Here is a 25,559-nt window from a genome sequence, read left to right as displayed (position 1 = left end):
AAAACGCGACGCATGAAAGCAGCGGCAAAAACGCTAAAACCAAAACGTCAGGAAGAACAGGCCAACTTTATCAGTTGGCGTTTTGCGTTGCTTTGCGGCTGCATTTTACTGGCGCTGGGTTTCCTGCTGGGACGCGTGGCCTGGCTACAAATCGTCGCCCCTGACATGCTGGTACGCCAGGGCGATATGCGCTCTCTGCGCGTCCAGGAAGTGTCGACATCCCGTGGGATGATCACCGACCGCTCGGGTCGTCCGCTGGCGGTGAGCGTGCCGGTGAAGGCTATCTGGGCCGATCCGAAAGAACTGCATGATGCTGGCGGTATCACGCTTGATAACCGCTGGAAGGCGCTTGCGGACGCGCTGAAGATGCCGCTGGACCAGTTAGCATCACGCGTGAATACCAACCCGAGAGGGCGTTTTATCTATCTGGCGCGTCAGGTGAACCCTGACATGGCGGACTACATCAAGAAGTTGAAGCTGCCGGGGATCCACCTGCGTGAAGAATCGCGCCGTTACTATCCATCCGGCGAAGTGACCGCTCACCTCATTGGTTTCACCAACGTGGATAGCCAGGGGATTGAGGGCGTTGAAAAAAGCTTTGATAAATGGCTGACCGGCCAGCCCGGCGAGCGCATTGTGCGTAAAGACCGCTACGGTCGCGTGATCGAGGATATTTCCTCAACGGACAGCCAGGCCGCACACAACCTTGCGCTGAGTATCGATGAGCGCTTACAGGCGCTGGTTTACCGCGAGCTGAACAACGCCGTGGCCTTTAACAAAGCGGAATCGGGCAGTGCCGTGTTAGTTGATGTCAGCACGGGTGAAGTGCTGGCGATGGCCAATAGCCCGTCCTACAACCCTAACAATCTTACCGGTACGCAGAAGGATGTTATGCGTAACCGCACCATCACCGACGTGTTCGAACCGGGTTCGACCGTTAAGCCGATGGTGGTCATGACTGCACTTCAGCGCGGTATCGTCAATGAAAACACCGTACTGAATACCATTCCTTACCGAATTAACGGTCACGAAATCAAAGACGTGGCGCGCTACAGCGAATTGACCCTGACCGGGGTGTTACAGAAGTCGAGTAACGTCGGTGTTTCAAAGCTGGCGTTAGCGATGCCGTCCTCAGCGTTAGTAGAGACTTACTCACGTTTTGGGCTTGGAAAGGCGACCAATTTGGGGTTGGTCGGAGAACGCAGTGGCTTATATCCTCAAAAACAACGGTGGTCTGACATAGAGAGGGCCACCTTCTCTTTCGGCTACGGGCTAATGGTGACACCGTTACAGTTAGCGCGAGTCTACGCAACGATCGGCAGCTATGGCGTTTATCGTCCGCTGTCGATTACCAAAGTTGATCCACCGGTTCCCGGCGAGCGTATTTTCCCGGAATCGACCGTCCGTACTGTTGTTCATATGATGGAAAGCGTGGCGCTGCCCGGCGGCGGCGGCGTGAAGGCGGCAATCAAAGGTTATCGCATCGCCATCAAGACCGGTACGGCGAAAAAAGTGGGGCCGGACGGCCGCTATATCAACAAATACATTGCCTATACCGCAGGCGTTGCGCCTGCAAGCAATCCGCGTTTTGCGCTGGTGGTCGTGATAAACGATCCACAGGCGGGTAAATACTACGGCGGCGCCGTCTCCGCGCCTGTGTTCGGGGCTATCATGGGCGGCGTGTTACGCACCATGAACATTGAACCGGATGCGCTGGCGACGGGCGAAAAAAGTGAATTTGTAATTAATCAAGGCGAGGGTACAGGTGGCAGATCGTAATTTGCGCGACCTTCTCGCTCCGTGGGTGCCAAATGCACCGGAGCGAGCACTGCGAGAGATGGTACTGGACAGCCGCGTGGCTGCTTCTGGCGATCTTTTTGTGGCGGTGGTCGGTCATCAGGCGGACGGGCGTCGTTATATCCCGCAGGCGATTGCGCAAGGTGTGGCTGCCATTATTGCTGAGGCCAAAGATGAGGCAACCGACGGTGAGATCCGTGAAATGCACGGGGTGCCGGTTATCTATCTCAGCCAGTTAAACGAGCGTCTTTCCGCGCTGGCGGGACGTTTTTATCACGAACCTTCCGACCAGCTGCGCCTGGTTGGCGTGACGGGTACCAACGGTAAAACCACCACCACGCAGCTGATGGCGCAGTGGGCCCAGCTGCTGGGCGAAACCGGTGCGGTGATGGGGACCGTGGGTAACGGCCTGCTGGGCAAAGTGAGCCCGACGGAAAACACCACCGGCTCGGCGGTAGACGTACAGCATGTGCTTGCCGGTCTGGCAGGGCAGGGGGCAACCTTTGCTGCAATGGAAGTTTCTTCGCACGGTCTGGTGCAGCACCGCGTCGCGGCGCTGAAATTTGCCGCTTCAGTGTTTACCAATCTGAGCCGCGATCATCTTGATTATCATGGTGATATGGAGCATTACGAAGCCGCTAAATGGCTGCTGTTCTCTACTCACCATTACGGACAAGCCATCATCAACGCCGACGACGAAGTGGGCCGCGGCTGGCTGGCGAAGCTGCCGGATGCGGTTGCGGTGTCGATGGAAGACCATATCAATCCGAACTGCCACGGCCGCTGGCTGAAGGCGGTTGCGGTGAATTACCACGACAGCGGGGCGACAATCCGCTTTGCCTCTTCCTGGGGTGAAGGCGAAATTGAAAGCCGCCTGATGGGCGCCTTTAACGTCAGCAACCTGCTGCTGGCGCTGGCGACGCTGCTGGCGCTGGGTTATCCGATGGCTGAACTGCTGAAAACCTCAGCGCGTCTGCAGCCGGTTTGCGGCCGCATGGAAGTGTTCAGCGCGCCGGGCAAGCCGACCGTTGTGGTTGATTATGCCCACACGCCGGACGCGCTGGAAAAAGCGCTGGAAGCGGCGCGCCTGCACTGCACTGGGAAGCTCTGGTGCGTGTTTGGCTGCGGCGGCGATCGCGATAAAGGCAAACGCCCGCTGATGGGGGCTATTGCCGAGCAGTTCGCAGATATTCCGGTAGTCACCGATGACAACCCGCGTACGGAAGAGCCGCGCGCCATCATCAATGACATTCTGGCGGGCATGCTGGACGCGGGCCGTGCACGCGTGGTGGAAGGCCGTGCGGAAGCCGTGACGAACACCATCATGCAGGCGCGGGAGAATGACGTTGTCCTGCTGGCGGGTAAAGGCCATGAAGATTATCAGATCGTTGGCAATCGCCGTCTGGACTACTCGGACCGCGTAACGGCAGCTCGTCTGCTGGGAGTCGTGGCATGATTAGCATCACGTTAAGCCAGGCCGCTGCCATCCTGCAGGGCGACCTGCACGGGCAAGACCTGACGATTGATGCCGTAACGACGGACACCCGCAAAATCACCGCAGGCTGTCTGTTTGTGGCGCTGAAAGGCGAGCGTTTTGACGCGCATGATTTTGCCGATCAGGCCAAAGAGAACGGCGCCGGTGCGCTGCTGGTCAACCGCAGGCTCGATATCGATCTGCCGCAAATTGTGGTGAAAGATACGCGTCTCGCGTTCGGTGAGTTGGCCGCCTGGGTTCGTCAGCAGGTTCCTACGCGCGTTGTCGCCTTGACCGGATCATCAGGCAAGACGTCGGTGAAAGAGATGACGGCGGCGATCCTCAGCCAGTGCGGCAATACGCTTTATACCGCGGGCAACCTCAATAATGACATCGGCGTGCCGATGACATTACTCCGCCTGACCAAAGAACATGAATTTGCGGTGATCGAGTTAGGGGCAAACCACCAGGGCGAAATCGCCTGGACCGTGAGCCTGACTCGCCCGGAAGCTGCGCTGGTAAATAACCTCGCGGCTGCGCATCTGGAAGGCTTTGGCTCGCTGGAAGGCGTAGCCAAAGCTAAAGGCGAGATTTACACCGGTCTGCCGGATGACGGTATCGCCATCCTGAACGCAGACAACAACGACTGGCTGAACTGGCAGAGCATCATTGGTTCGCGTAAAACCTGGCGCTTCTCGCCGAATGCGGCCAACAGTGATTTTACCGCGACCAATATCCACGTGACGTCGCACGGCACGGAGTTCACTCTCACCACCCCAACGGGTGGCGTCGATGTGCTGCTGCCGCTGCCGGGTCGCCATAACATCGCCAATGCGCTTGCGGCGGCGGCGCTGTCGACGGCGGTGGGCGCGTCGCATGAAGCGATTAAAACCGGGCTGGCGAACCTGAAAGCCGTACCGGGACGCCTGTTCCCGATTCAGCTGTCGGAAAACAAGCTGCTGCTGGATGACTCCTACAACGCGAACGTTGGATCGATGACCGCGGCGGTGCAGGTGTTATCTGAAATGCCGGGCTATCGCATCATGGTGGTTGGCGATATGGCAGAGCTGGGCGACGAAAGCGAAGCCTGTCATACCCAGGTCGGTGAAGCGGCGAAAGCGGCGGGGCTGGACTGCGTGCTGAGCGCGGGAAAACTGAGCCAGGCGATTAGCCATGCCAGCGGCGTTGGCGAGCATTTTGCTGACAAAGCCGCGTTGATAGAGCGCCTTAAGGCGCTGATGACAGAAAAACAAATTGTGACTGTGTTAGTGAAAGGTTCACGTAGTGCCGCCATGGAAGAGGTTGTGCACGCATTACAGGAGAACGGGACATGTTAGTTTGGCTGGCCGAACATTTGGTCAAATATTATTCAGGCTTTAACGTCTTTTCCTATCTGACGTTTCGCGCCATCGTCAGCCTGCTGACTGCGCTGTTCATCTCGCTGTGGATGGGCCCGCGCATGATTGCCCGTCTGCAAAAACTCTCTTTCGGCCAGGTTGTACGTAACGACGGTCCGGAATCGCACTTCAGCAAGCGCGGCACGCCGACCATGGGCGGGATCATGATCCTGACCGCCATCGTCGTTTCCGTGCTGCTGTGGGCGTATCCCTCCAACCCGTACGTCTGGTGCGTTCTGACGGTACTGGTGGGGTACGGGATCATCGGTTTTGTGGATGATTACCGCAAAGTCGTTCGTAAAGATACTAAGGGCCTGATCGCGCGCTGGAAATATTTCTGGATGTCGGTGATCGCGCTGGGCGTGGCCTTCGCGCTGTATCTGGCCGGGAAAGATACGCCAGCCACCGAGCTGGTCGTGCCGTTCTTTAAGGACGTGATGCCACAGCTGGGGCTGTTCTACATCCTGCTGGCCTACTTTGTGATTGTCGGTACCGGCAACGCCGTTAACCTGACCGACGGTCTGGATGGCCTGGCCATTATGCCAACCGTCTTTGTGGCCGCCGGTTTTGCGCTGGTGGCATGGGCGACAGGTAACATGAACTTTGCGAACTACCTGCACATCCCTTATCTGCGCCACGCGGGTGAGCTGGTGATCGTCTGTACGGCGATAGTCGGCGCGGGGCTGGGCTTCCTGTGGTTCAACACCTATCCGGCTCAGGTCTTTATGGGTGACGTCGGTTCTCTGGCTTTGGGCGGTGCGCTCGGCATTATCGCCGTACTGCTGCGTCAGGAGTTCCTGCTGGTGATCATGGGCGGCGTGTTTGTGGTTGAAACCCTGTCGGTGATTTTGCAGGTCGGTTCCTTCAAGCTGCGCGGTCAGCGCATCTTCCGTATGGCGCCGATTCACCACCACTATGAACTGAAAGGCTGGCCGGAGCCGCGCGTGATTGTGCGCTTCTGGATTATTTCGCTGATGCTGGTGCTGATTGGCCTGGCAACGCTGAAGGTACGTTAATCATGGCAGATTACCAGGGCAAAAAAGTCGTTATCATCGGGTTGGGCCTCACGGGGCTCTCCTGCGTGGACTTTTTCCTCGCGCGCGGCGTGACGCCACGCGTGATGGATACGCGTGTCTCTCCGCCGGGTCTGGACAAACTGCCGGAACAGGTTGAACGCCACCTTGGTGGTCTGAATGATGACTGGCTGCTGGCAGCCGATCTGATTGTCGCAAGCCCAGGTATGGCGCTGGCGCACCCTTCGCTGAGCGCTGCCGCGGATGCGGGCGTTGAGATTGTCGGCGATATCGAGCTGTTCTGCCGGGAAGCGCAGGCGCCCGTTATTGCCATTACCGGTTCTAACGGTAAAAGCACCGTCACCACCCTGGTGGGTGAAATGGCGAAAGCGGCGGGCATGAACGTCGGCGTTGGCGGTAACATTGGTTTACCCGCTCTGATGCTGCTGGACAAAGGCTGTGAGCTGTATGTTCTCGAGCTTTCCAGCTTCCAGCTGGAAACGACCTCCAGCCTGCACGCTGCGGCTGCGACGATCCTCAACGTGACTGAAGATCATATGGATCGGTATCCATTTGGCCTGCAGCAGTACCGTGCCGCCAAGCTGCGCGTTTATGAAAATGCCAAAGTCTGCGTTGTAAACGCCGATGACGCGCTGACCATGCCGGTGCGCGGTGCAGACGATCGCTGTATCAGCTTCGGTATCACGATGGGGGATTACCACCTGAACCGCCAGCTGGGCGAAACCTGGCTGCGCGTGAAGGGTGAGAAAGTGCTGAACGTGAAAGAGATGAAGCTCACTGGTCAGCACAACTACACCAATGCCCTGGCGGCGCTGGCGCTGGCGGATGCAGTCGGGCTGCCGCGCTCCTCCAGCCTGAAAGCGTTAACCACGTTTTCTGGCCTGGCACACCGCTTCCAGCTGGCGCTGGAGCACAACGGCGTGCGCTGGATCAACGACTCCAAAGCCACCAACGTGGGAAGCACGGAGGCCGCGCTGAACGGTCTGCACGTTGACGGCACGCTGCATTTGCTGCTGGGCGGCGACGGTAAATCAGCTGATTTCTCCTCACTGAAGCCGTATCTCTCTGGAGATAACGTCCGTCTGTACTGCTTCGGCCGTGACGGCAGCGAGCTTGCTGAACTGCGCCCTGAGGTTGCCGAGCAAACCGAAACCATGGAACAGGCGATGCGGCTGATTGCTCCTCGCGTGAAGCCGGGCGATATGGTGCTGCTCTCTCCGGCCTGTGCCAGTCTCGATCAATTCAAGAATTTCGAACAGCGTGGTGATGTCTTTACCCGCCTGGCGAAGGAGTTAGGCTAATGCGTTTATCTCTCCCTCGCCTGAAAATGCCGCGCCTGCCAGGATTTGGGATCCTGGCATGGGTGTTTGCGGCGCTCAAAGGCTGGGTGATGGGCTCTCGTCAAAAAGATAACGACAGCCTGGTCATGTACGATCGCACGCTGTTCTGGCTCACGATGGGGCTGGCGGCGGTCGGATTTATTATGGTGACGTCAGCCTCAATGCCTGTCGGCCAGCGTCTGGCGAACGATCCTTTCCTGTTTGCCAAGCGTGATGGTCTTTACATCATCCTGGCGTTCTGTCTGGCGCTGGTGACCTTGCGTCTGCCGATGGAGTTCTGGCAGCGGCACAGTACGGCGATGCTGATCGCCTCGATTATTATGCTGCTGATCGTACTGGTGGTGGGGAGCTCTGTTAACGGGGCATCGCGCTGGATCGCCTTTGGCCCGCTGCGTATTCAGCCTGCGGAATTTACCAAGCTCTCCCTGTTCTGCTACCTGGCGAACTACCTGGTGCGTAAGGTAGACGAAGTGCGTAACAACCTGCGCGGCTTCTTAAAACCGATGGGCGTGATTCTGGTGCTGGCGGTATTACTGCTGGCGCAGCCTGACCTCGGTACCGTTGTCGTGCTGTTCGTTACCACTCTGGCCATGCTGTTCCTGGCGGGCGCGAAGCTGTGGCAGTTCATCGCTATTATCGGGATGGGGATTTCGGCGGTTGTGCTGCTGATCCTCGCCGAGCCTTACCGTATTCGCCGTGTAACCTCGTTCTGGAACCCGTGGGAAGATCCGTTCGGCAGCGGTTACCAGCTGACGCAGTCGCTGATGGCCTTTGGTCGCGGTGAAGTCTGGGGACAGGGTCTGGGGAACTCGGTACAGAAACTGGAGTATTTACCGGAAGCGCACACTGACTTCATCTTCTCCATTATTGCGGAAGAACTGGGTTATATCGGTGTGGTATTAGCGCTATTAATGGTATTCTTCGTCGCTTTCCGCGCCATGTCCATCGGCCGGAAAGCGCTGGAGATCGATCACCGCTTCTCAGGATTCTTAGCCTGCTCAATTGGTATCTGGTTTAGCTTCCAGGCATTGGTTAACGTCGGGGCCGCAGCGGGTATGCTGCCGACCAAAGGTCTGACGTTGCCGTTGATCAGTTATGGTGGTTCCAGTCTGTTGATTATGTCGACGGCCATCATGTTTTTGTTGCGCATAGATTATGAGACGCGTCTGGAAAAAGCCCAGGCGTTTACACGAGGTTCACGATGAATCAACCGAAGCGGTTAATGGTGATGGCAGGCGGTACCGGCGGACACGTGTTCCCGGGACTGGCGGTTGCGCACCATTTAATGGATCAGGGCTGGCAGGTACGCTGGCTGGGAACCGCAGACCGCATGGAAGCCGATCTGGTACCGAAGCACGGTATCGAGATCGACTTTATTCGTATTTCCGGCCTTCGGGGCAAAGGCCTCAAGGCAATGCTGCTGGCACCGGTGCGTATTTTTAACGCCTGGCGTCAGGCGCGCACCATCATGAAGCGCTTTAAGCCAGATGTGGTGCTGGGCATGGGCGGCTATGTCTCGGGTCCTGGCGGGCTGGCGGCGTGGTCGTTAGGTATTCCCGTCGTGCTCCATGAGCAGAACGGTATTGCCGGTCTGACCAACAAGTGGCTGGCGAAAATTGCCACCAAAGTTATGCAGGCGTTTCCCGGCGCGTTCCCGAAAGCGGACGTGGTGGGTAACCCGGTGCGTGTAGACGTGCTGGCGCTGCCGCTGCCGGACGCTCGCCTGACGGGTCGTGAAGGGCCGGTTCGTGTACTGGTCGTCGGCGGCTCTCAGGGCGCGCGCATCTTAAACCAGACGATGCCGCAGGTAGCCGCAAAGCTCGGGGATACCGTGACGATCTGGCACCAGAGCGGAAAAGGTGCTCAGCAGACCGTTGAGCAGGCTTACGCAGACGAAGGTCAGCCGCAGCATAAAGTCACAGAGTTTATCGACGACATGGCGGCAGCGTATGCCTGGGCCGATGTCGTGGTCTGTCGTTCAGGCGCGCTGACGGTGAGCGAGATCGCCGCCGCCGGTCTGCCTGCCCTGTTTGTGCCGTTCCAGCACAAAGACAGACAACAGTACTGGAATGCGCTGCCGCTTGAGAAAGCCGGTGCCGCGAAGATATTTGAGCAGCCACAATTTACCGCCGACGCGGTCGCCACCACCCTGGCGGGCTGGAACAGAGACGCACTGCTGGAGATGGCGCAACGCGCGCGCGCGGCCGCTATCCCTGATGCGACGGAACGGGTGGCAAAAGAAGTGAGCCTGGCAGCCCAGGCTTAACCCTCGCAGCGCGTGTTGCGCTGCACGAATTTTAAGTAGTCGATGGCGTTTAGAGAATGAATACACAACAACTGGCAAAACTGCGTTCAATCGTGCCCGAGATGCGTCGCGTCCGGCACATTCACTTTGTTGGCATCGGTGGTGCTGGCATGGGCGGTATTGCCGAAGTGTTAGCTAACGAAGGCTATCAGATCAGCGGGTCTGACCTGGCGCCAAACCCTGTTACGCAGCAGCTGGCGTCGCTTGGGGCGACTATCTATTTCAATCATCGTCCGGAAAACGTGCGCGATGCGAGCGTGGTGGTGGTCTCGAGCGCCATCTCCTCTGACAACCCGGAAATCGTTGCCGCGCACGAAGCGCGCATTCCGGTGATCCGCCGCGCAGAAATGCTGGCGGAACTGATGCGTTTCCGTCACGGCATCGCCATCGCCGGGACCCACGGTAAAACCACGACCACGGCGATGGTCTCCAGTATTTATGCGGAAGCGGGTCTCGATCCGACGTTCGTCAACGGTGGTCTGGTCAAAGCCGCAGGCGTACATGCGCGTCTGGGCCACAGCCGTTACCTGATTGCGGAAGCGGATGAGAGCGACGCGTCGTTCCTGCACCTGCAGCCAATGGTGGCGATTGTCACTAACATCGAAGCTGACCATATGGATACCTACCAGGGCGACTTCGAGAACTTAAAGCAGACCTTCATCAACTTCCTGCACAACCTGCCGTTCTATGGACGCGCGGTGATGTGCGTAGACGATCCGGTGATCCGCGAGCTGCTGCCGCGCGTGGGTCGTCAAATCACCACTTACGGCTTCAGCGAAGACGCTGACGTCCGCGTGGAAGAGTACAAACAGATTGGCGCGCAGGGGCATTTCACTCTGGCGCGTCAGGACAAAGAGCTGCTGCACGTCACGCTGAATGCGCCAGGGCGCCATAACGCCCTCAATGCCGCAGCGGCAGTGGCCGTCGCGACGGAAGAAGGCATTGATGATGATGCGATTCTGCGCGCGCTGGAAAGCTTCCAGGGCACCGGCCGTCGCTTCGACTTCCTCGGTGAATTCCCGCTGGACGCCGTTAACGGTAAAGCTGGCTCAGCGATGCTGGTGGACGACTACGGCCACCATCCGACCGAAGTGGACGCCACCATTAAAGCCGCGCGTGCAGGCTGGCCTGACAAGAATCTGGTGATGATCTTCCAGCCGCACCGCTTCACGCGTACGCGCGATCTGTACGACGATTTCGCCAGCGTCCTGTCACAGGTAGACACCCTGTTAATGCTGGATGTGTACGCCGCAGGCGAGACGCCGATTCCAGGGGCCGACAGCCGTTCTCTGTGCCGTACCATTCGTGGGCGCGGGAAAGTTGACCCTATTCTGGTTTCTGATCCTGCACAGGTGGCGGAAATTCTGGCACCGGTCCTGACAGGTAACGATCTGATTCTGATTCAGGGTGCGGGAAATATCGGCAAAATCGCCCGTACCTTAGCTGAAATCAAACTGAAGCCGCAAACCCAGGAGGATGAGCATCATGGCTGATAAGATTGCTGTCCTGTCTGGCGGCACCTCCGCCGAGCGTGAGGTTTCCCTGAATTCAGGCGCTGCTGTGCTGGCGGGCCTGCGTGAAGGTGGCGTCAATGCGCACCTGGTTGACCCAAAAGAGGTCGACGTGACGCAATTAAAAGCCATGGGCTTCGATAAAGTCTTTATCGCTTTGCATGGTCGTGGCGGTGAAGACGGCACCCTGCAGGGGCTTCTGGATCTGATCGGCATGCCGTACACCGGCAGCGGCGTGATGGCCTCCGCTATCTCTATGGATAAACTGCGCAGCAAACTTCTGTGGCAGGGTGCGGGGCTACCCGTTGCGCCATGGGTTGCGCTGACGCGTCGCGAATTTGAATTGGGCCTGCCGGATAGCGTTAATGCACGCATTGCTGAACTGGGCTTACCGGTTATTGTAAAGCCCAGCCGGGAAGGCTCCAGCGTGGGAATGTCCAAAGTCGACAAAGCTGAAGATCTTTCGTCCGCTTTAGCACTGGCATTTCAACATGATGAAGAAGTTCTGATTGAAAAATGGCTCAGCGGGCCGGAATTTACCGTCGCGATGCTTGGCGAAGAAATTTTACCGTCAATCCGTATCCAACCGGCCGGAACCTTCTATGATTATGAGGCGAAGTATCTCTCTGATGAGACGCAATATTTCTGCCCTTGTGGTCTTGAAGCTGAGCGTGAAGCAGAATTACAGTCCCTGGTGCTTAAAGCCTGGCATGTTCTGGGTTGCCGCGGCTGGGGACGCATCGACGTGATGCAGGACAGTGATGGACAATTTTATTTGCTGGAAGCCAATACCTCTCCGGGAATGACCAGCCACAGCCTTGTGCCGATGGCCGCGCGTCAGGCGGGGATGAGTTTCTCGCAGTTAGTCGTACGCATTCTGGACCAGGCGGGCTGATATGTCTCAGGCTGCATTGAACACGCGCAACCGCGATGACGAGGACGAATACGCCTCTTCACGCCGCAGTAATGGAACGCGTCTTGCAGGCATCATTTTCCTGCTCGGGGTGCTGTGCACCGTGTTTATCAGCGGCTGGATGGTCCTGGGCTGGATGGAAGATGCGCAGCGGTTGCCGCTTTCTAAGCTGGTGGTTACCGGTGAGCGTCACTACACGCGTAACGATGATATTCGTCAGTCAATACTGGCGCTGGGCTCGCCTGGAACCTTTATGACGCAGGACGTCAATATTATCCAGAGCCAGATAGAACGCCTGCCATGGATAAAACAGGCGAGCGTAAGAAAGCAATGGCCTGATGAATTGAAGATTCATCTGGTTGAATATGTGCCCATTGCGCGTTGGAATGATCAGCACATGGTTGACGTAGACGGAAATTCCTTCAGCGTCCCGGCCGATCGTGTCAACAAGCAAAATTTACCGATGTTGTATGGCCCTGAAGGCAGCGAAAACGAGGTGTTACAAGGTTTTCGCGAAATGGGTCAGGTGCTGGCGAAGGACAGGTTTACGTTAAAAGATGCAGCCATGACGGCGCGCCGTTCCTGGCAGCTGACGTTAACGAACGGCATTAAGCTCAACCTGGGACGCGGAGACACAATGAAGCGTCTGGCGCGTTTTGTCGAACTTTACCCGGTTTTACAGCAGCAGGCACAGACTGACGGCAAACGGATAAGCTACGTTGATTTGCGCTATGACTCAGGCGCAGCAGTCGGTTGGGTACCGGCTCCGGTCGAGGAACCTAATCAGCAACAGAATCAGGCACAGGTACAGGCAGAACAACAATGATCAAGGCGACGGACAGAAAACTGGTAGTTGGACTGGAGATTGGCACCGCGAAGGTTGCCGCTTTAGTAGGGGAAGTTCTGCCCGACGGTATGGTCAATATCATTGGCGTAGGCAGTTGCCCGTCCCGTGGTATGGATAAAGGTGGGGTTAACGATCTTGAATCGGTGGTGAAATGCGTTCAGCGCGCCATCGATCAGGCTGAATTGATGGCAGATTGCCAGATTTCTTCTGTCTATCTGGCCCTTTCTGGTAAGCACATTAGCTGCCAGAACGAAATTGGTATGGTGCCGATTTCCGAAGAAGAAGTGACGCAGGAAGACGTTGAAAACGTCGTGCACACGGCGAAATCCGTGCGTGTCCGCGACGAACATCGCGTGCTGCATGTCATTCCGCAGGAATATGCGATTGACTACCAGGAAGGGATCAAGAACCCGGTCGGTCTTTCTGGCGTACGTATGCAGGCAAAAGTGCACCTGATCACATGTCACAACGATATGGCAAAGAACATTGTAAAAGCCGTTGAACGTTGTGGCCTGAAAGTTGACCAACTTATTTTCGCGGGTCTGGCGGCAAGTTATTCCGTGCTGACCGAAGATGAACGTGAACTGGGTGTCTGTGTGGTCGATATTGGTGGTGGTACAATGGATATCGCCGTGTATACCGGCGGTGCGTTGCGCCACACTAAAGTGATCCCTTATGCCGGGAACGTGGTGACCAGCGATATTGCTTATGCTTTTGGTACGCCGCCGAGCGATGCAGAAGCGATTAAAGTGCGCCACGGCTGTGCGCTGGGGTCTATCGTTGGCAAAGATGAGAGCGTTGAAGTGCCGAGCGTCGGTGGTCGTCCACCGCGTAGCCTGCAGCGCCAGACGTTGGCAGAGGTAATTGAGCCGCGCTATACCGAGCTGCTCAACCTGGTCAACGAAGAGATTTTACAGTTACAGGAACAGCTTCGTCAGCAGGGTGTTAAACATCATCTTGCGGCGGGGATTGTATTAACCGGCGGTGCAGCGCAAATTGAAGGTCTTGCGGCCTGTGCTCAGCGCGTGTTCCATACGCAGGTGCGTATAGGTGCTCCGCTGAATATCACCGGTTTAACGGATTATGCTCAGGAGCCGTATTATTCAACGGCTGTGGGCCTGCTCCACTACGGGAAGGAATCTCATCTCAGTGGTGAAGCAGAAGTGGAAAAACGCGTCTCAGTGGGGTCGTGGGTCAAACGACTGAACAACTGGTTGCGAAAAGAGTTTTAATTTTTTTAAGAGACCGGAGAGAATTAGCGGTCTCGGGCGACAGGCACAACGGAGAGAGAAATTATGTTTGAACCTATGGAACTGACCAACGACGCGGTGATTAAAGTCATCGGCGTCGGTGGCGGCGGCGGTAACGCCGTAGAGCATATGGTGCGTGAACGCATTGAAGGTGTTGAATTCTTCGCAGTTAACACCGATGCACAGGCACTGCGTAAAACGGCTGTAGGCCAGACTATCCAGATCGGCGGTGGTATCACCAAAGGGCTGGGAGCAGGGGCTAATCCGGAAGTGGGTCGCAATGCGGCTGAAGAAGATCGTGAAGCGCTGCGCGCTGCACTGGAAGGTGCGGACATGGTCTTCATCGCAGCAGGTATGGGTGGCGGTACCGGTACCGGCGCAGCACCTGTTGTGGCTGAAGTGGCAAAAGATTTAGGTATCCTGACCGTTGCTGTCGTGACCAAGCCTTTCAACTTTGAAGGCAAGAAGCGTATGGCGTTCGCGGAGCAGGGTATCACCGAGCTGTCCAAGCATGTGGACTCGCTGATCACCATCCCGAACGACAAGCTGTTGAAAGTTCTGGGTCGCGGTATCTCTCTGCTGGACGCATTCGGTGCAGCAAACGACGTGCTGAAAGGCGCTGTTCAGGGTATCGCTGAACTGATTACCCGTCCTGGCCTGATGAACGTTGACTTTGCAGACGTTCGCACCGTGATGTCCGAAATGGGCTACGCGATGATGGGCTCTGGCGTGGCGAGCGGTGAAGACCGTGCAGAAGAAGCGGCTGAAATGGCTATCTCTTCTCCACTGCTGGAAGATATCGATCTGTCTGGTGCGCGCGGCGTGCTGGTCAACATTACCGCTGGCTTTGACCTGCGTCTGGATGAGTTCGAAACCGTGGGTAACACTATCCGTGCGTTCGCTTCTGACAACGCTACCGTGGTAATCGGTACTTCCCTTGACCCTGAAATGAACGACGAGCTGCGTGTGACGGTAGTTGCGACCGGTATCGGTATGGACAAACGTCCTGAGATCACCTTAGTGACCAACAAGCAGACTCAGCAACCGGTAATGGATCGTTACCAGCAGCACGGTATGTCTCCTCTGACTCAGGAGCAGAAACCGGCCGCAAAAGTGGTGAACGACCCAACGCCGCAAACGGCGAAAGAGCCAGATTATCTGGATATCCCGGCGTTCCTGCGTAAGCAAGCTGACTAAGAATTGGCTGGAATTAGGGGATTTGCGCTCTTTGTGCTAAACTGGCCCACCGTTAGTGATATACACTCTCGGTTGGATAGTTAATTTGGCGAGATTATACGATGATCAAACAAAGGACACTTAAACGTATCGTTCAGGCGACTGGTGTCGGTTTACATACCGGCAAGAAAGTCACGCTGACGTTACGCCCTGCGCCGGCCAATACCGGGGTCATCTATCGTCGCACCGACTTGAATCCACCGGTAGATTTTCCGGCCGATGCCAAATCTGTGCGTGATACTATGCTCTGTACTTGTCTGGTGAACGAGCATGACGTGCGGATTTCTACCGTAGAGCACCTGAACGCCGCCCTGGCGGGTCTGGGTATCGACAACATTATTGTTGAAGTCGATGCGCCAGAAATCCCGATTATGGATGGCAGTGCTGCACCGTTCGTCTATCTGTTGCTGGATGCCGGCATCGAAGAACTGAACTGCGCGAAAAAATTTGTACGCATCAAAGAGACCGTTCGCGTCGAAGATGGCGACAAGTGGGCTGAATTCAAACCGTATAATGGTTTCTCGTTGGACTTTACCATCGACTTTAACCATCCGGCGATTGACTCCAGCACCCAACGCTATGCGATGAACTTCTCTGCCGATGCGTTTATGCGCCAGATCAGCCGAGCCCGTACATTTGGCTTCATGCGTGATATCGAATATCTGCAGTCCCGCGGCCTGTGCCTGGGCGGCAGCTTCGATTGTGCCATCGTTGTTGACGATTATCGCGTACTGAACGAAGACGGCCTGCGTTTCGAAGATGAATTCGTTCGTCACAAAATGCTGGATGCTATCGGCGACCTGTTCATGTGTGGTCACAACATCATTGGTGCATTTACCGCGTTCAAATCCGGTCATGCGCTGAACAATAAACTGTTGCAGGCCGTCCTGGCAAAACAGGAAGCCTGGGAATATGTGACCTTCGAAGACGAAGCTGAACTGCCGCTGGCTTTCAAAGCACCAAGCATGGTTCTGGCGTAACGGTTCAAACCGTTTCGTAAAAAAATCGACTGGTTAACCTGGTACTCTCTCCGACCAGGAAGACCAGTCGTTTTTATTTTTACCCTTCTTCGTTTGCCCCAGCGTTATCTCTCGTTTGTCTTACGCAGAAAATGTGTGCGTTAGCTGCATTCTTGACCGTTTTTCCCCGCGGCGGCACCTCATTCCTGCTGATGTATATTGGCTTTAGTGATACTATCTGGGCGCTAAAAAGAATAACTGAACTCAGCCTCTGCAAGGCTGGCTTATTGGGTGGAGCAGGTGAGCGGAATACTGACGCGCTGGCGACAATTTGGCAGACGTTACTTCTGGCCGCATCTCTTATTAGGGATGGTCGCGGCGAGTTTCGGCTTGCCTGCTCTCTGCAACAGTGCCGAAGCGGCGACGCCCGCAAAAACGTCTACCACCAAACACGATCTCAACACGCGGGTTAACTTTACTAACCTCGCGTGGCTTGAAGCCAACCGCCGCCCAAACTTCTCCGTCGATTACTGGCACCAGCACGCTATCCGCACGGTTATCCGCCATCTGTCCTTCGCGATGGTGCCGCAGGCCATGCCTGTTGCGGAAGAGACGCTGCCGGTGCAGGCTCAGCATCTTGCCCTGCTGGACACGCTCAACGCGCTGCTCACGCAGGACAGCCAGCCGCCGGTCATGGTTCGCCAGACGACGCAACGTGCGTTGGTTTCACCGGTTTCATTCTCTGTTTCAACCTGGATTAGCCAGGCCCACGGCATTCGCGCCGGGCCGCAGCGCCTCAGCTAAATTAACTTTTTCAATACCTTAATTTATCTGCCCACACTGGGGCGTTTGAGAATTTATTATGCTAATCAAATTGTTAACTAAAGTTTTTGGTAGTCGTAACGATCGTACCCTGCGCCGTATGCGTAAAGCTGTTACCGTCATCAACGGTATGGAACCGGCGATGGAGAAGCTCTCTGATGACGAGCTGAAAGCGAAAACGGCGGAATTCCGCGCGCGTCTGGAAAAAGGCGAAACCTTAGAAAGCCTGATCCCGGAAGCGTTTGCTGTCGTGCGTGAAGCAAGTAAGCGCGTATTCGGCATGCGTCACTTCGACGTTCAGCTGCTGGGTGGTATGGTGCTTAACGAGCGCTGCATCGCGGAAATGCGTACCGGTGAAGGTAAAACCCTGACCGCAACGCTGCCGGCTTACCTGAACGCGCTGACCGGTAAAGGCGTTCACGTCGTTACCGTCAACGACTATCTGGCGCAGCGTGACGCCGAAAACAACCGTCCACTGTTCGAATTCCTCGGTATGACCGTCGGCATCAACATGTCCGGCCTGCCTGCGCCAGCCAAGCGCGAAGCGTATAACGCGGACATCACCTACGGTACCAACAACGAATACGGCTTCGACTACCTGCGTGACAACATGGCGTTCAGCCCGGAAGAGCGCGTACAGCGTAAACTGCACTATGCGCTGGTGGATGAGGTGGACTCCATCCTGATCGATGAAGCGCGTACCCCGCTGATCATCTCCGGCCCGGCTGAAGACAGCTCCGAGATGTACCGTAAAGTCGACAAAATCATTCCACACCTGCTGCGTCAGGAGAAAGAGGACTCGGATACCTTCCAGGGTGAAGGCCACTTCTCCGTTGATGAAAAAGCGCGCCAGGTGAACCTGACCGAACGCGGTCTGGTGAAAATTGAAGAGCTGCTGGTCGCTGAAGGCATCATGGAAGAGGGCGAGTCCCTGTACTCCCCAAGCAACATCATGCTGATGCACCACGTGACCGCTGCGCTGCGCGCCCACGCGCTGTTCACCCGCGACGTCGATTACATCGTAAAAGACGGTGAAGTGATCATCGTCGATGAACATACCGGCCGTACCATGCAGGGACGTCGCTGGTCTGACGGTCTGCACCAGGCTGTGGAAGCCAAAGAAGGTGTGGATATTCAGAATGAAAACCAGACGCTGGCGTCTATCACCTTCCAGAACTACTTCCGTCTGTACGAGAAGCTGGCGGGGATGACCGGTACTGCTGATACCGAAGCGTTTGAATTCAGCTCTATCTACAAGCTGGATACCGTGGTTGTTCCAACCAACCGTCCGATGATCCGTAAGGATATGCCGGACCTGGTGTACATGACCGAAGCGGAAAAAATTCAGGCGATCATCGAAGATATTCGCGACCGTACTGCCAATGGCCAGCCGGTTCTGGTGGGGACCATCTCCATCGAGAAATCCGAAGTGGTTTCGCACGAGCTGACTAAAGCGGGTATCAAGCACAACGTTCTTAACGCCAAATTCCACGCCAAAGAAGCGGACATTGTTGCGCAGGCGGGTTATCCGGCTGCCGTGACCATCGCCACCAACATGGCGGGTCGTGGTACCGATATTATGCTGGGCGGTAGCTGGCAGGCTGAAGTGGCGGAGCTGGAAAACCCAACGCCAGAACAGATTGCTCAGATCAAAGCCGACTGGCAGGTTCGTCATGACGCCGTTCTGGCTTCCGGCGGTCTGCACATCATCGGTACTGAGCGTCATGAATCCCGTCGTATCGATAACCAGCTGCGTGGTCGTGCGGGTCGTCAGGGTGATGCCGGTTCATCCCGCTTCTACCTGTCTATGGAAGATGCGCTGATGCGTATTTTCGCCTCCGACCGCGTGTCCGGCATGATGCGTAAGCTGGGTATGAAGCCTGGCGAAGCGATTGAGCACCCGTGGGTCACTAAAGCGATTGCTAACGCGCAGCGTAAAGTGGAAAGCCGCAACTTTGATATTCGTAAGCAGCTGCTGGAATATGATGATGTGGCTAACGATCAGCGTCGTGCGATCTACACCCAGCGTAACGAACTGCTGGACGTGTCCGACGTGAGCGAAACCATCAACAGCATTCGTGAAGATGTGTTTAAAGCCACCATCGACGCGCATATTCCACCGCAGTCTCTGGAAGAGATGTGGGATATCGAAGGCCTGCAGGAACGTCTGAAAAATGACTTTGACCTCGATCTGCCAATCAAAGAGTGGCTGGACAAAGAGCCTGAGCTGCACGAAGAGACCCTGCGTGAACGTATCTTCGAAACCGCGCTGGACGTTTACAAGCGTAAGGAAGAAGTCGTAGGCGCAGAGATGATGCGTCACTTCGAAAAAGGCGTGATGCTGCAGACGCTGGACTCCCTGTGGAAAGAGCACCTGGCGGCGATGGACTACCTGCGTCAGGGTATCCACCTGCGTGGCTATGCGCAGAAAGATCCGAAGCAGGAATACAAGCGTGAATCCTTCTCCATGTTTGCGTCTATGCTGGAGTCACTGAAGTACGAAGTGATCAGCACCCTGAGCAAGGTTCAGGTGCGTATGCCGGAAGAAGTGGAAGCGATGGAGCAGCAGCGTCGTGAAGAAGCCGAGCGTCTGGCACAAATGCAGCAGCTGAGTCATCAGACCGACGACAGCGAAGCCGCAGCGGCGATCGCCGCACAGACCGGCGATCGTAAAGTGGGTCGTAACGATCCGTGCCCGTGTGGTTCCGGTAAAAAGTACAAGGCGTGCCACGGCCGTCTGAGCTAAGTTCATAAAAAAACAAAAAGGCGCAGATATCTGCGCCTTTTTTATGGAAGTGACAATATGAAAATACTGCAAATTGCCGTCGGGATTATTCGCAACCCGCAAAACCAAATCTTTATCACCCAGCGCGCTGCCGACGCCCATATGGCGAACAAGTGGGAGTTTCCGGGCGGTAAAATCGAGTCAGGTGAAACGCCGGAAGAGGCGCTGGTTCGGGAGCTTCAGGAAGAGGTGGGGATCACCCCGCTTGGCGCAACGCTGTTTGATAAGCTTGAGTACCAGTTTCCGGACAGGCACATCACGCTGTGGTTCTGGCTGGTGGAAAACTGGGAAGGTGAACCCTGGGGAAAAGAGGGACAGCCGGGTAACTGGGTAGAGCTTCAGGCAAGTGATGCCGAAAAATTCCCGCCAGCCAATGAGCCCGTGATCCTGCGGTTAGTCGCACAACCGTAGGCCTGCTGAGCGAAGCGCCAGCAGGCTTTACAGATTACTGCTGGGTTTCACTCCAGTCATCGCTGTCCGAGAGATCGCCTTCGCTTGGAATGCGTTTCTCTTCCGCCGCCCATTCGCCCAGGTCAATAAGCTGACAGCGTTTGCAGCAGAATGGGCGGAACGGACTCACTTCGCCCCAGACAACGGTTTTGCCACAGGTTGGGCAGCTTACGGTGGTGACATCAGACATCGGCACTCCTTAACAACAGGCCAGTTCAAAATCGAGACGTTCCGGCACGGTGCCATTTTCACTGTCCAGCGGCATAAAGCGAATCGCAAAGCGGCTCTTATGCCCGGAAATCTGCGGGTAAAGCTGTTCGCCAAGAGACAGATTGAGACGCAGAAGATCGGCATCATCACCGTTATCCTGGAAGAAACCATTCAGGCTGGTTTGCTTGCGGAACGGCGCAGAGTTACGGATCAGATCGAGGATCAGCGACAGCGTCTGGTGCATTGGCTCCAGGCTTGCCAGCCAGCTGTTCACCTGCGCGTCACGCTGCGCCTGTGGCATATGTAGCCACATGTGCAGCGTCGGCAGGTCGAAGCTACAGCAGCCGCCAGGGATGCTCAGGCGCTGGCGCACCAGGCCAATCAGGCGGTCTTCACGTAAAAACTGCCCGACGCGCGGCGCGGCCATCAGGACGGCGCTACTGCTTTTCAACTGCTGGCGGAGCGCGTCGATACGGCTCTGATCTACGCCGGGGACCTCTGTCCATGCCTGCAATTTACGCTGCTGGCGCTCCAGCTCTTTGAGTAATTCTGTGCGGACATCGCCGCGTTCAATCACATCCAGCAGATCGCCTACGTTGCGGAAGAAGTGCAGCGCCGTGGCATGATCGTTAACAGGCAGATGTTGTGAAAGCTGTTGAATAAGAAATTCGATGCGCAGCCAGGTGCGCATTTTTTCGTTGAGCGGATGCTCAAAAAGGATGTGTGTCGACATTATGGTTTTTCCTGTGCAACGGCCTGCGCGGCGAACGTCAGATACTGCGCGTGCAGACGGGCAACATCCGATGCAATGGCATCTGGTGCGCCGTTATTATCAATGACATCATCCGCCACGGCAAGGCGCTGAGCGCGCGTAGCCTGAGCGGCAAGAATTTGTTCAGCATGCTCCCGCGAGACGCGATCGCGCGTCATGGTTCGCCGGATTTGCGTTTCGGGAGAGACATCAATCACCAGCACCCGATCGGCTTTCATATGCAGCTGATTTTCAACCAGTAGCGGAACCACCCACAAGACATAGGGCGAGCGGGCTGCGGCTATCTGACGCTGAGTTTCCTGGTGGATGATGGGGTGGAGCAGGGCATTAAGCCAGACTTTTTCCGCAGAATCGGAAAAAATGCATTCGCGAAGCTGACGGCGATTCAGTGTGCCATCGGCATTGATGATGGCCTGACCAAAATGTTCTGCGATGGCCTTTAGCGCGGGTGTATTGGGCTCTACCACCTGGCGGGCAATGATATCGGCATCAATAATCGTGATACCCAAACGAGAGAACGCGTCCGCAACGGTACTTTTGCCACTACCGATGCCGCCGGTTAATGCGACGATATACCCCATTAAATCAAATCCTGGGAATTATTCATTATTAAAATCAGTTGATTAAAACTCTTAGGCGCGCCAGCAACTGTTTAGCCCCGTTTACCGGCTTTTTACCAGGTAAATTTATAGGATTGTAGCGTAAAAAAAGAGAATTTCGCAGTCTTGCGGAGCAGGTATTAGTGCGTATGATAACGTCACTGGAGTTGTGCTTTTAACATATTTGCCTCTAACCCCAGGAATCCGCACATGCGTATCGAAGAAGATCTGAAGTTAGGTTTCAAAGACGTTCTTATCCGCCCTAAACGCTCTACACTGAAAAGTCGCTCAGACGTTGAACTCGAACGTCAATTCACCTTTAAGCATTCCGGTCAGACCTGGTCTGGCGTGCCGATCATCGCTGCCAACATGGATACTGTGGGAACCTTTGAGATGGCAACCGCCCTGGCACAGTTCGACATTCTCACCGCCGTGCACAAACATTACAGCCCTGAAGAGTGGAATGCGTTTGTTGCGTCCGCGTCTGCTGACGTGGTGAAGCATGTGATGGTCTCCACCGGTACCTCCGATGCGGATTTCGAGAAGACCAAACAGATCCTGAACGCTAACCCGGCGCTCAACTTCGTCTGTATTGACGTGGCGAACGGTTACTCCGAGCACTTTGTGCAGTTCGTCAGCAAGGCGCGCGAGGCCTGGCCGACGAAAACCATCATCGCGGGCAACGTGGTGACTGGTGAAATGTGTGAAGAGCTGATCCTTTCCGGCGCAGATATCGTGAAAGTAGGTATTGGCCCAGGCTCCGTGTGCACTACACGCGTCAAAACCGGCGTCGGTTATCCTCAGCTCTCCGCAGTCATTGAATGTGCCGACGCGGCGCACGGTCTGGGCGGCCAGATCATCAGCGATGGCGGCTGTACCACGCCGGGCGATGTTGCGAAAGCCTTCGGCGGCGGCGCGGACTTCGTGATGCTGGGCGGTATGCTGGCAGGCCACGAAGAGAGCGGTGGTACCGTTGTTGAAGAGAACGGCGAGAAATTTATGCTGTTCTACGGCATGAGCTCTGAATCCGCGATGACCCGTCACGTCGGTGGCGTGGCAAAATACCGTGCGGCAGAAGGCAAAACCGTGAAGCTGCCTCTGCGCGGCCCGGTTGAACACACCGCGCGCGATATCCTCGGCGGCCTGCGCTCGGCCTGCACCTACGTTGGGGCATCCCGCCTGAAAGAGCTGACGAAACGTACAACGTTTATTCGCGTTCAGGAACAGGAAAACCGCGTATTCAATAGCCTGTAATGGCTTCGGCTGGCGCATGCCCGTGCGCCAGCACTGTTCAGCACTAGCCCGCGCTCATCGCATCTCCCAGATGGAAAATCGGCAGGTACATTGCCACTACCAGCGTGCCGATGATGACCCCTGTCACAATCAGAAGCATCGGCTCAAGAAGTGCCGCCAGATTATCTGCCCGTTGAAAGGTCTGTTCCGTGTGATGTCGGGCGAGGTTTGCCAGCATGACGTCCAGCGCGCCTGACATTTCGCCGGTGCGTAAAAGCTGAATACACAGCGGGGTGAAGATGGCCGCTTTCTGAAAGGATGACCAGACGGGGAGGCCTTTTTCAATCTCCTCCCGAACGCTGCGGAGTATTTCTCGCCAGTAGCGACTTTCAACGGTCTCCTCCGCACTTTCAAGGCCCTGTAAAAAGGGGATACCGGCCCGCTGCGTGAGTGACAGCACGGTAAAGATGTGCCCCAGTTTTTGACCTTTTGCCAGTGCGCCCAACACGGGCGCGTGCATCAGCATGCCCTGCCAGCGAGGGTTCTGCCGCAGAGCCCAGGCGGTGGCAAAGGGCGCTAATAACGCGGCGAACAACGCAAGGGCATATGACCGCATAAATGCGGCCATCCCCATGACCATTTGCGTCAGCAGCGGAAGCGGAGTGTTAAACGTTTTGTAGATCGCGGCAAACTCGGGCAAGACCAGGGTGACCATCGCCAGCACCACCAGTACGGCCAGCGTCAGGACGATCGCCGGGTAGCGCAGCGCCTTTTTCACTTTCGCACTGAGCTGCTGCTGCGCTTTTTGCTGCTGCGCGAGCTGGCGACAGCACTCCTCCAGCTTCCCTGTAAGCTCACCGGTTTTCACCATCGAGACATGCAGTTGGCTAAAAACGGCTGGCCACTTTTTTAGCGACTCAGAAAAGGGGGCTCCCTCACTGAGCTCATCGGCAATGCTTTGCAGCAGCGCCTGCCAGGGTTTTAACGGATGTTGCTCTGCCAGCATCTGCAGGCTGTGGGACAATGTCAGCCCGGCCTGCAGAAGCGTTCCGAGCTGGCGAAACATCTCGTAGCAGTGATGCGGCCGCCAGCGGTGTCGCTGAGCGCATCGGGTCAGCGTCAGAGGATGGAGGTCGCTGCGCATCAGCCTGGTGAAGGCGGCATTGCGGTCTATGGCCCAGAGCGTCCCGCTTCGGGGTTCTCCTTCCTGGGTGAGCGCTCGCCAGCGCCAGAGCTGATTAGCTGCCATCGGGCATGCCCAGGACGCGCACCAGCTCTTCGAGCGTGGTCAGGCCTTGTTCGACGGCCATGCAGCCGTGCTCAAAAAGAGAAATCATTCCCGCCTGCCGGGCGCTTGCCTCTATTACTTCTGTTCCCGCCCCGCTGGCAATGGCCTGCCGCAGGGCATTGTCGATCGTGAGTACTTCAAAAATGGCCACGCGGCCATAAAAACCGTGATAGCAACGATCGCAGCCGGTGGGCTGCCAGCGTGGAAGCGGTCTGGACCATACGGCGCGCGGTAGTTCAGCATGCTCGCTGGCTTCCCGACGACAGTGTGGGCATAAACGCCGGACCAGCCGCTGGGCAATCACCATCGACAGCGCGGAAGATATCATCCAGCGGGCGACGCCCATCTGCTCCAGGCGAACCAGGGTTTCCGTCGTCGAGTTGGTGTGCAGAGTCGACAGCACCAGATGCCCGGTCTGGGCGGCATTAATAGCAATGTCTGCCGTTTCGCCGTCACGGATTTCGCCGACCATAATGATGTCTGGATCCTGCCGCAGCAGCGCCCGCAGTACGCTCTGGAATGTTAAACCCGCCCGGGGATTAATCTGCGTCTGGTTTAATCCCGCGAGGGGGATCTCAATGGGATCCTCCACGCTACAAATGTTGACGTCAGGGGTGTTACGCGCCTGCAGCGCGCTATACAGCGTCACGGTTTTGCCGCTGCCGGTAGGGCCGGTGACCAGAATCAGCCCCTGCGGCTGGTGGAGGACCTCATTAAAACAGGCCAGCTGTTCAGCACTCATGCCAAGCGCGTTTGGCTCGAGGGCCTGCTGAACCTGATGCAGGAGACGCAGCACAATTTTCTCGCCACCGCTGCAGGGAAGCGTCGCGATTCGAAACGAGACCGGCGCGTTTGCCAGCTCAATCGTAAACTGGCCGTCCTGAGGCAAACGACGTTCTGCAATATCCAGGTTACCCAGCACTTTTAAACGTGCGCTGAACAGGCTTGCCAGCGAGGCGGAAAGCGGAGGCTGGGGACAAAGAACCCCGTCGATGCGTAAACGGATCTGGCACGCGTGCTCCATCGGTTCGATATGAATGTCGGAGGCGCGCTGGTTGATTGCCTGCTGCAGCGTATGGTTGAGAATATCCACCGTCGAGTGCGTTTGTGAAACAACGGGCAGATGCGATTGTGACGTTAGCTGCCGGTGTTTCTCCATGCGCTCAGCGCTCCAGCACTCAATATCAATTCGTTTCTGGGTCGCGAAGCGCAGCGCCTCCATGAGTTCAGCCGCGGGGCTGCCTACGACGGCGATGCTGACCATGTCACTGTCGCTGGTGAGCAGCAGAGCGTGATGGCGCAGGCAAAGCGCCACGAGTTGTTCGGTATTCATTATC

At 56.4% G+C, this 25,559-nt stretch carries 22 protein-coding genes; 17 read left to right on the top strand and 5 right to left on the bottom strand.

Translation table 11 applies throughout. From position 1 onward, the window contains the following. The first annotated feature begins 12 nt into the window (after positions 1–12). The 16 genes from ftsI to mutT all read left to right on the top strand — a co-directional run bounded on the left by ftsI (position 13) and on the right by mutT (position 20,081). Positions 13–1,779 (top strand): peptidoglycan DD-transpeptidase PBP3, encoded by a 1,767-nt coding sequence (gene ftsI / locus KIF87_RS15515; protein ID WP_063143344.1) that lies wholly within the window; start codon positions 13–15, stop codon positions 1,777–1,779. Further along, positions 1,766–3,253 carry a UDP-N-acetylmuramoyl-L-alanyl-D-glutamate--2,6-diaminopimelate ligase gene (murE, locus tag KIF87_RS15510; protein WP_213329251.1) on the top strand — a complete coding sequence of 496 codons (1,488 nt, stop codon included), beginning with the start codon at positions 1,766–1,768 and terminating at the stop codon, positions 3,251–3,253. The genes ftsI and murE overlap by 14 nt, the downstream gene beginning before the upstream one ends. After that, a complete protein-coding gene (gene murF, locus KIF87_RS15505; protein WP_213329249.1) occupies positions 3,250–4,608 on the top strand; it encodes a UDP-N-acetylmuramoyl-tripeptide--D-alanyl-D-alanine ligase in 1,359 nt (452 codons plus the stop codon). The genes murE and murF overlap by 4 nt, the downstream gene beginning before the upstream one ends. Then, complete coding sequence (mraY, locus tag KIF87_RS15500; RefSeq protein ID WP_008501985.1) at positions 4,602–5,684, top strand: phospho-N-acetylmuramoyl-pentapeptide-transferase; 1,083 nt, start codon at positions 4,602–4,604, stop codon at positions 5,682–5,684. Before murF ends, mraY begins: the two co-directional genes overlap by 7 nt. Before the next feature lie 2 nt (positions 5,685–5,686). Further along, positions 5,687–7,003: a UDP-N-acetylmuramoyl-L-alanine--D-glutamate ligase gene (murD, locus tag KIF87_RS15495; protein WP_032660687.1), complete on the top strand. Its 1,317-nt coding sequence runs from the start codon at positions 5,687–5,689 to the stop codon at positions 7,001–7,003. Then, positions 7,003–8,247: a cell division protein FtsW gene (gene ftsW, locus KIF87_RS15490; protein WP_023310395.1), complete on the top strand. Its 1,245-nt coding sequence runs from the start codon at positions 7,003–7,005 to the stop codon at positions 8,245–8,247. Before murD ends, ftsW begins: the two co-directional genes overlap by 1 nt. Next, entirely contained in the window at positions 8,244–9,308 is a 1,065-nt protein-coding gene (gene murG, locus KIF87_RS15485) for an undecaprenyldiphospho-muramoylpentapeptide beta-N-acetylglucosaminyltransferase (RefSeq protein WP_039260813.1), read from the top strand. Before ftsW ends, murG begins: the two co-directional genes overlap by 4 nt. 56 nt (positions 9,309–9,364) lie before the next feature. After that, positions 9,365–10,840 (top strand): UDP-N-acetylmuramate--L-alanine ligase, encoded by a 1,476-nt coding sequence (gene murC, locus KIF87_RS15480; protein ID WP_115876437.1) that lies wholly within the window; start codon positions 9,365–9,367, stop codon positions 10,838–10,840. Continuing rightward, on the top strand, positions 10,833–11,753 hold the full coding sequence (locus tag KIF87_RS15475) for a D-alanine--D-alanine ligase (protein WP_193941209.1): 921 nt from the start codon (positions 10,833–10,835) through the stop codon (positions 11,751–11,753). Before murC ends, KIF87_RS15475 begins: the two co-directional genes overlap by 8 nt. A 1-nt stretch (position 11,754) precedes the next feature. Continuing rightward, positions 11,755–12,597, top strand: coding sequence for a cell division protein FtsQ (gene ftsQ, locus KIF87_RS15470; RefSeq protein WP_213329246.1), 843 nt, complete (start codon positions 11,755–11,757; stop codon positions 12,595–12,597). Further along, complete coding sequence (ftsA, locus tag KIF87_RS15465) at positions 12,594–13,850, top strand: cell division protein FtsA (RefSeq protein WP_023334508.1); 1,257 nt, start codon at positions 12,594–12,596, stop codon at positions 13,848–13,850. The genes ftsQ and ftsA overlap by 4 nt, the downstream gene beginning before the upstream one ends. Before the next feature lie 63 nt (positions 13,851–13,913). Further along, complete coding sequence (ftsZ, locus tag KIF87_RS15460; RefSeq protein WP_008501978.1) at positions 13,914–15,065, top strand: cell division protein FtsZ; 1,152 nt, start codon at positions 13,914–13,916, stop codon at positions 15,063–15,065. A 101-nt stretch (positions 15,066–15,166) separates the two neighbouring features. Next, the gene (lpxC, locus tag KIF87_RS15455; RefSeq protein WP_008501977.1) at positions 15,167–16,084 is read left to right on the top strand and encodes a UDP-3-O-acyl-N-acetylglucosamine deacetylase; all 918 of its coding nucleotides are present in this window, start codon (positions 15,167–15,169) and stop codon (positions 16,082–16,084) included. 279 nt (positions 16,085–16,363) lie between these two features. After that, entirely contained in the window at positions 16,364–16,867 is a 504-nt protein-coding gene (gene secM, locus KIF87_RS15450; protein ID WP_213329243.1) for a secA translation cis-regulator SecM, read from the top strand. Positions 16,868–16,925: 58 nt separating this feature from the next. Continuing rightward, on the top strand, positions 16,926–19,631 hold the full coding sequence (secA, locus tag KIF87_RS15445; RefSeq protein WP_213329241.1) for a preprotein translocase subunit SecA: 2,706 nt from the start codon (positions 16,926–16,928) through the stop codon (positions 19,629–19,631). A 57-nt stretch (positions 19,632–19,688) separates the two neighbouring features. After that, a complete protein-coding gene (mutT, locus tag KIF87_RS15440; protein WP_023310403.1) occupies positions 19,689–20,081 on the top strand; it encodes an 8-oxo-dGTP diphosphatase MutT in 393 nt (130 codons plus the stop codon). Between the two features lie 34 nt (positions 20,082–20,115). On the opposite strand, the gene yacG is transcribed toward mutT, so the two are convergent. Genes yacG through coaE form a run of 3 tightly spaced genes read right to left on the bottom strand, consistent with a single transcriptional unit; the run spans position 20,116 to position 21,683 of the window. Then, positions 20,116–20,310, bottom strand: a complete 195-nt coding sequence (gene yacG, locus KIF87_RS15435; RefSeq protein ID WP_023310404.1) for a DNA gyrase inhibitor YacG — start codon at positions 20,308–20,310, stop codon at positions 20,116–20,118. Between the two features lie 9 nt (positions 20,311–20,319). Further along, a complete protein-coding gene (gene zapD / locus KIF87_RS15430) occupies positions 20,320–21,063 on the bottom strand; it encodes a cell division protein ZapD (protein WP_023310405.1) in 744 nt (247 codons plus the stop codon). Further along, positions 21,063–21,683: a dephospho-CoA kinase gene (gene coaE / locus KIF87_RS15425; RefSeq protein WP_213329238.1), complete on the bottom strand. Its 621-nt coding sequence runs from the start codon at positions 21,681–21,683 to the stop codon at positions 21,063–21,065. Before coaE ends, zapD begins: the two co-directional genes overlap by 1 nt. Before the next feature lie 228 nt (positions 21,684–21,911). Between coaE and KIF87_RS15420 the strand changes: the two genes are divergently transcribed. Further along, complete coding sequence (locus KIF87_RS15420; RefSeq protein WP_213329235.1) at positions 21,912–22,955, top strand: GMP reductase; 1,044 nt, start codon at positions 21,912–21,914, stop codon at positions 22,953–22,955. A gap of 43 nt (positions 22,956–22,998) precedes the next feature. Here KIF87_RS15420 and hofC read toward each other — a convergent pair whose 3' ends face one another. Both hofC and gspE read right to left on the bottom strand, forming a co-directional pair. Continuing rightward, positions 22,999–24,183, bottom strand: coding sequence for a protein transport protein HofC (gene hofC, locus KIF87_RS15415; protein WP_213329234.1), 1,185 nt, complete (start codon positions 24,181–24,183; stop codon positions 22,999–23,001). Beyond that, positions 24,173–25,555 (bottom strand): type II secretion system protein GspE, encoded by a 1,383-nt coding sequence (gspE, locus tag KIF87_RS15410; protein ID WP_213329231.1) that lies wholly within the window; start codon positions 25,553–25,555, stop codon positions 24,173–24,175. The genes hofC and gspE overlap by 11 nt, the downstream gene beginning before the upstream one ends. Positions 25,556–25,559: the final 4 nt, after the last annotated feature.

The organism is Enterobacter sp. 120016, from assembly GCF_018383635.1.
GTDB lineage: Bacteria > Pseudomonadota > Gammaproteobacteria > Enterobacterales > Enterobacteriaceae > Enterobacter > Enterobacter asburiae_D.
The sequence above is the reverse complement of the archived record's forward strand: the minus strand, read 5'-3'. Positions and strand labels throughout refer to the sequence as shown.